This window comes from Bradyrhizobium jicamae (assembly GCF_001440395.1).
Taxonomy (GTDB): domain Bacteria; phylum Pseudomonadota; class Alphaproteobacteria; order Rhizobiales; family Xanthobacteraceae; genus Bradyrhizobium; species Bradyrhizobium jicamae.
The window spans coordinates 1-6,416 of the sequence record NZ_LLXZ01000086.1 but is presented as its reverse complement, the minus strand read 5'-3'; the positions used below and the strand labels follow the sequence as shown (position 1 = coordinate 6,416).

Annotated in this window: 8 protein-coding genes; 5 read left to right on the top strand and 3 right to left on the bottom strand. The window is 55.8% G+C overall.

The window, feature by feature from the left end; genetic code table 11:
- Positions 1-112: 112 nt before the first annotated feature.
- Both CQ12_RS42200 and CQ12_RS13655 read right to left on the bottom strand, forming a co-directional pair.
- Positions 113-457 (bottom strand): DUF952 domain-containing protein, encoded by a 345-nt coding sequence (locus tag CQ12_RS42200; protein ID WP_198164143.1) that lies wholly within the window; start codon positions 455-457, stop codon positions 113-115.
- On the bottom strand, positions 442-1,026 hold the full coding sequence (locus CQ12_RS13655; protein ID WP_347337425.1) for a GNAT family N-acetyltransferase: 585 nt from the start codon (positions 1,024-1,026) through the stop codon (positions 442-444). Before CQ12_RS13655 ends, CQ12_RS42200 begins: the two co-directional genes overlap by 16 nt.
- Positions 1,027-1,387: 361 nt before the next feature.
- Here CQ12_RS13655 and CQ12_RS43705 point away from each other — a divergent pair, with 361 nt between their 5' ends.
- From CQ12_RS43705 to CQ12_RS13640, 3 genes are all read left to right on the top strand, one after another.
- Positions 1,388-1,885, top strand: coding sequence for a hypothetical protein (locus CQ12_RS43705; RefSeq protein WP_057835827.1), 498 nt, complete (start codon positions 1,388-1,390; stop codon positions 1,883-1,885).
- A 257-nt stretch (positions 1,886-2,142) separates the two neighbouring features.
- Positions 2,143-2,544: a DUF1330 domain-containing protein gene (locus CQ12_RS43700; protein WP_057835826.1), complete on the top strand. Its 402-nt coding sequence runs from the start codon at positions 2,143-2,145 to the stop codon at positions 2,542-2,544.
- Between the two features lie 125 nt (positions 2,545-2,669).
- Positions 2,670-3,071: a hypothetical protein gene (locus CQ12_RS13640; RefSeq protein ID WP_157088194.1), complete on the top strand. Its 402-nt coding sequence runs from the start codon at positions 2,670-2,672 to the stop codon at positions 3,069-3,071.
- Positions 3,072-3,358: 287 nt separating this feature from the next.
- Here the strand turns inward: CQ12_RS13640 and CQ12_RS13635 are convergent, their stop codons facing one another.
- Positions 3,359-3,703, bottom strand: coding sequence for a response regulator (locus CQ12_RS13635; RefSeq protein WP_057835824.1), 345 nt, complete (start codon positions 3,701-3,703; stop codon positions 3,359-3,361).
- A 1,463-nt stretch (positions 3,704-5,166) separates the two neighbouring features.
- On the opposite strand from CQ12_RS13635, the gene CQ12_RS13615 reads away from it, so the two are divergent.
- Both CQ12_RS13615 and ligD read left to right on the top strand, forming a co-directional pair.
- Positions 5,167-5,385, top strand: coding sequence for a hypothetical protein (locus CQ12_RS13615; RefSeq protein ID WP_057835820.1), 219 nt, complete (start codon positions 5,167-5,169; stop codon positions 5,383-5,385).
- A 70-nt stretch (positions 5,386-5,455) separates the two neighbouring features.
- Positions 5,456-6,349, top strand: a complete 894-nt coding sequence (ligD, locus tag CQ12_RS13610; RefSeq protein WP_347337424.1) for a non-homologous end-joining DNA ligase — start codon at positions 5,456-5,458, stop codon at positions 6,347-6,349.
- Positions 6,350-6,416: the final 67 nt, after the last annotated feature.

Sequence of the window (6,416 nt, the reverse complement as noted above, 5' to 3'; positions counted from 1 at the left end):
GGCCGACATGGCAGATCGGTTCACCGACGTCTGCTTTCCGGGGTGGAGCGGACCAAGCTCGGATGGAATCCCAACGTCGGCTTGTGACCCAAAGCGGAGATTCTCTGAGTGATCAAGCATAGCCTTTTGGCAACGAAAATGTTCCGTCTGCGCTTGGTTCAAATGGCTCGACCGCAATGACAGCGCGGGGATTAAGAGGGCCATAAATGTGCGGGTAGAGCTTACCGTTGCCTGCATCCTCGTACTGAATGCGCGAGATTACCTGCTCTGGATCGATAACGAGCAGTATAAGACTGCGGTTGCCTCGAAATAGATAGTTGGCCACCTCGACGACCTGATCAGCCGTCGAACAATGAATGAAGCCTTCGCTCTCCAACGACGGGCAGCGATACTCATTGTGTTTCGCTTCTGCCCACAACGCGGATGAACAGATGTGAAAAATCACCGTATGCTGCAAGTTAGCCTCCCGCGTTGGCCAATCATAACAGCCGAAACGAGATTAGCGAAACTCTCGATCGAGCAACCCCATGATGACATCATCATGCCATTGGCCGTTAACCCATGCGGCCTCTCGTTCATAACCTTCGATAAGGAAGCCACACTTTTGGTAGGCACGAATAGCCTGTGATTGCACGCGAGCACACGCACCGATATCCTGTGTAGCTTTAACTGCTCGAAGGCAAATCGAAGGACGAGGCGCATCGCATCCGTTCCAATGCCTTTGCCGAGACACCGGGGATCTAGAATGCCGATGGCGAAGGAAGCGCGCCGATCCTGCCCATCAACGCGATCGAGGCGGGCTTCGCCTATCACTCGGAACTCATGCTCGATCACCCATGCGAACGGGTGGTCGGACACGCGTTTGACCGTTGCTTCGGCCGCCTCTCTTGTCGTGGGCAGATATGTCTCGCGGCTACCACCGAACATTTCGTGTATTTCTGGATCGCCTTCGAGAGCTAGGAAGCCCTCGACGTCTTCGGCCCGAACTTTTCTGATGACGGCGTTGATGCCCGATGAATTCTGCATGCGGCTATCTTAATGCGAAAGATAGATGATGTCGCCATTTGGCCCCAAGCAGAGCAGCGCCTAAGCCATTGTCATGTCGGCTGATACATGCAGACCGGACGCCGGTCCATGCTCGCCGCCACCGCCGTTTGTGACCCACTGCGGACGTCGCGGCTCGCTAGAGTTGGGCTTGCCCCCAATTCATCGATGGAAGGAGATCGTCTCGGCAAGGGTATCCCTCTTCTGCCGTTCTGATGTGCCTGCATTTTGACCGCGTTCGCAATTGGCTGGTAACCAAATATGTTTTAGCGTCGGAGTGAGCGATTGATTTTGCGCCTTTGTGGGAATGCTCCGTGCCGGTCCTCGATATAGGACATTCAACATGACCGAGCTCTACGTGAACGCCGCAATTGCGATCATCGCCCTTGCCGCACTTGGCATTGCGGTCTGGGAGGGGATCGAGAACCGTCGCAGTAACCGCGAGCAACGTCTCCATGACCAGATGTCGGTGAGACCGCTGCTGGCAATACGACAACACCTCGGGGGCTCACAGGGCTATTACGGCCTGGACGTCACCAATGAAGGATTGGGTCCGGCGGCGGTTAAAAACTGCACAATCAAGGTAGGAGGTGATGAGCTGAAGGACGACGAAGAGGGCTGGAAGGAAGCCCTCTCAAAGCCGGGACTTGCCGGTCTCAGATTGTCCCACGGAACGATAACCAATTCAGCAATGCGCCCCGGTCAGAGCGTGCGCCTTCTATCTGCTGAGTTGGATAAGACCACACAATGTCGCCTCGCGGATGCCTTCAGGAAACTGGATGTCATCGTTTCGTACGAGTCTCTGTACTCAGAGTCCTGGGTCGCTACATTCAGAGGGTAGTCGCACCGTTGTCCTGCGACTGGCGCAGTCAGGATGGTCCGTTTATGGGCAGCCTTCCCAGGTCGTACCTTTCACCATGGAACGGTGTCCAACTCGGACTTAACAAGATTCCTTACATATCTGCGCTGTCGATCTCAGAAATTTGCATCCGCCCATGTGAGCCGGTTCACATCCACAGCGCTCGTTTGATTCCACCGTCGCTGAGGCACATTCAACGCGTGCCTCGGGGGCAATTGCACACACTAGGAGGGAATGCCATGAGATCAAATTACAAAGTCGCAGTGGCAGTGACCGCAGGTGTCGCGATTGGCGCTCTCGCGGTTCAAAGTCTTCACGCTCAGGCAAAGCCACCGGTCTATTTCGTGGCAGAAATCGACGTAACTAATCCGGATGCGTATGCAAAAGAGTACGCTCCGAAGGTTCAGGCCATCATCAAGGCAGCCGGCGGACGCTTCTTGGCTATTGGCGGATCCGCCTCAACTACAGGAAAGGTGACCGCATTTGATGGGGACGCGCCGAAGCGCGTGGTCGTTCAGGTCTGGGATAGTATGGAAAAAATTCAAGCTTGGCGGGCCAAGCCAGAATATGTCGAGCTTCGCAAAGTTGGCGAAAAATACGCGACGTTCCGGTCGTTTGCTGTTGATGGTCTGCAAGAGTAGCTTGAATACCTGAACCGGAGGCCGCCTTTTGCTGGCGGCCTCTTCACACGATCTTCTTACCGATCGAGCCGGCGCGATGCCCGTTGAACCTGTGTTCGATAGCCGCGCTAGTTCGAGACGTCGGCGTGATACTCGGCATTCCAGTGGTCTTGACGGTCGGAATAAAACTGTGCGATTTGCAGACGAAGGCCCTGGAATCTCAGTTGAAGGCAGTCGAAGCACAAAACGAAGTGCTGAACCAAACGCAATATGACCGAGCCTTATCCATGATAAACTCTCAACGAGAACTATTTGATAAGGAACGCGTCTCTCTCGAGAAGCAAGTTGCCGATTTGAGCGCGAGCGGAAAGGATCGGAACAAAGAAATTGCCCAGCTTCAACAACGGCTTTCTGCTCTAGATTCGGCTAAGCGCGCCGTAGAAGAGAAAGCGCAGGCCTTGAGCAAGACGATGTTCATGTTGATGCAGGAGATGTGGGAGAGCGGGAAATCGAAGCTCCCAGGCCAGCCCGCAGTCCCCTCCCGATGAGTTCGATCCTAACGCAGCCCTGTTGCCACCGTCCGTAAATGACGCGTGTAGTTCGTGACGGCGCTTCTTGAGCGCGCGTCGCAGAGCAACGATCTCGGCAGCCAGCCAGCAGCTACCAGCACCAGCAAGATCTCAGCGGCAAAGACGAATTTCAGCACATCAGAGACACGACTACGAGCCTGTGATCGCGACCGCCAACAGGTAACACGCGATCGGAGCGCCGAGGTCCAGGCGCCAAGGCTGCATCTGGCGATACCGACGACGATCAGCGAGGCCCCCACGCTTTGTTACTCACGAACCATATCGAGCAGCCGCTCGGGAGAGAAAGGCTTTTGCAAGAATGCCGTACCAACCGGCATAGGCTTCACGGTGGTGCCGGACATGATGACAATGTTCAGATGCGGGTGTCGGTCGCGGGCAAAGTGGGCGAGTTCGGTCCCTGACATTTTGCCCGCTAGGTTGTGGTCAGTAATGAGCGCCTGCAGTTCGGTTCCAGTTGACGCGATGATCAGTTCAGCAGCCTCGCCGGTCGTGCATTCGAGCACCTCGAACCCTTCGTCTTTCAGTACGTCGGCCAGCACCTCACGCTGCAACGCATCGTCTTCGACCAACAGGGTCACGAAGTTCGACATGCAGCACCTCCAATAACCTCAATCGCATCTCCAATCACGTCAATCGGGAGGAGGGACTTTGGTTCATCAGCCTTCCGAGACGTGACTGCCCAACCATTCTTGTTCCTCTGTTACTTTGTGCGCAGACGGCTCGGACGGATGCTGGTCTGCTATCCGCATTATCGATCCTAGAGGCATATTTGCGATCAGCCCGACATTCGTGTCAGGTTTTTCGTCAGCCTCGTTAGTGCTTTCGTAATCGACGGGCGTGCCCGCCTCTAGGAACACTGCGGTTGCGGATTCGTTCTACCCGCATGACTGACACTGACCTAATAGAGCAGTCCTTCGCCATTGCCTGGAGTGTCCTTGAGAGAACTAATGAACTCGGGGAGCCGAACTGGTCTGCCAACTTCTTGCTTGATGAAATCATCAAAAGGGTCGGGTGCGGAGAACGGCACAGGCTCGTTCTTTCTAACTACGCAATCGATGCATACCGACGCCAGCCGGTCCAACTCGTTTCATGATGGACCCTGATTGCAAGATCTGCCTCGGTATCGGCTGGGTGTGGGAGAAGCACCCCACGCGGGCGTGGACAAAGGAACTGGGCTGTCAATGCGGAGCGGGTATGCCCTGCGAGTGTGTTCGCGCTGACGGTCTGGAAGAGCCAGACGTGAGAGGGATCATCGTGGAAGAAAGATTGTCCCGGTGCGGACCAGTTTGATGAGGTGATCAGCGTCAGCAAACGATTGTTCGCCGGTAGAACTACTTCGCCGTGATCGCATAGCTGCCGGGATAACTTGGCCGTCGCGCAAACCGCCGATCAGTGTACGGTCGGCTGGTGGTGCGGGAATGGCTTTTCATCTTGGCAGTGGTGGTGACGGGTATGCTCCCGGTCGCTATTGTTGTGATTGCGCTATTCTGGCTGTAGCAGCCTAGACGATCTCTATAGCCGGTTCTTGACCCGGACCAGCGATGTCGGAGTTGATCCGTCTAACCCGGCGCTCAACCACTCCAGATACAATCAGCCACCTTTCATCGTCGTCCCCTTCTCCAATCACGACAATCGCGTCCTGATTAGGAAGCGCCTGAAGGATGGTCACTAACTCGCGGACTTTCATCGCGTCACCGTGATGGTTCAGGATCGCCGGTGCAGTCCGTGTGCAGCCAGCACACGTGCCAACCAAACGATCCAGCGACAGGGATCATCCCCATCTTAGCCCAGACCATGGCGCAGGGCATGTGCAGTCTGTGCCAAATCTCAGCCTGCAAGGTCTGTTTGCCGGCTGCCCTGCGCTCGGCTGCTGCTCTCATCCTCGCTTGCGCAATCATCTACTTGCTGGTGGCGTAAGCCAATCTGCCAGCACCGGTGACGTATCGCTGCTGGATCGAATGTTGCACAACATCGATAGACTTTGTGAGGAGCGCGACCGACTGAAGAAGGATCCGCCCGGACCGACCAAAGGGAAAGTGCTGGGAGGTCGGAAGTGGTGAAGCATTTCCAAGACGACGCTGCCTCGTCCCCTTTCATCAAGGCGCTGGCCGAAGTCCGTCAGTTAGCGACGCGGGAAGGATGGTGCTACCAGCACGTCCAGGCCATCACGGTCGCTATCGATCAGTACGCGGAGAAGGCGCTCGGCAACCGCGATTACTTTCTCAACAAGCCATATAGCATTGGTGGTGGCAGGAAGGATCACGTCCCCTAGATTGTTCGAGTTTTTTGAGAACTGCGCGAAGATGCCCGCTTTCCCGCGGGCTTTTTCGTGAGTTCGTGTTGTGTCGAAGCGTATTCAGATGCCGGGCTTCATTAAGCCCCAGCTGGCAACCTTGAAGTCGAAAGCGCCGAAGGGCGAGCAATGGCTTCACGAGATCAAGTTCGACGGCTACCGCATACAGGTCCATCTCAACCGCGGAAGGAAGAAGGTTTACACCCGCAACGGGCTGGACTGGACCAAACGCTTCTCGTCTATCGCTGCCGCTCTGGACACTCCCGGAGAAGCCATCATCGACGGCGAAGTGGTCGTCACCCATGAAGGTCGAACCAACTACTCAGAACTACAAGCGGAGCTGGCCGCAGGCAGACAGGATCGATTGGTTTACTACGCCTTCGACCTGCTCTGGCGTGACAGCGACTTGCGCAAGCTCCCGCAAATCGAGCGCAAGCAAGTACTGCTGGACCTGCTCGGCGAAAACGACATCGAACTTCCTATACTATTTTCCGAGCATCTCACCGGAGACGGACAGGAGATGTTTGAGCACGCCGCCAAACTGAATTGGGAAGGCATCATCTCCAAGAACGCGCAAGCGCCCTACCGCTCCGAACGTAACGAGGCTTGGCTGAAAATCAAAACCGTCCAGCGGGAGAAGTTTCCCGTCGTTGGCTTCGTCAAAGACCCTAGCGGTGTAGCTGCGCTCTACCTCGGTAAGAAGGAAGGCAAAGACCTCGTCTACATGGGTAAGGTGGGCACCGGATGGTCCCGCACGGTCTCCAGCCAGATCAGGAAGCAGCTTGATACTGTCGTCAGCCCCAAGTCCAAGCTCACCAAGCCTATCAGGAAGCCGAAAGCGACTTGGGTTGAGCCAACGTTCGTTGCCGATGTCGAATACCGCGACATCACGTCGGAAGGCTTGCTGCGAGCGAGTTCGTTTAAGGGCCTCTCTCGGAAATAGGCGTGGCGAATGGGCTATCATCTGCCCATTTGTGCGCCGTCGTCACCTCCAAAGGGTCTAGCTTATC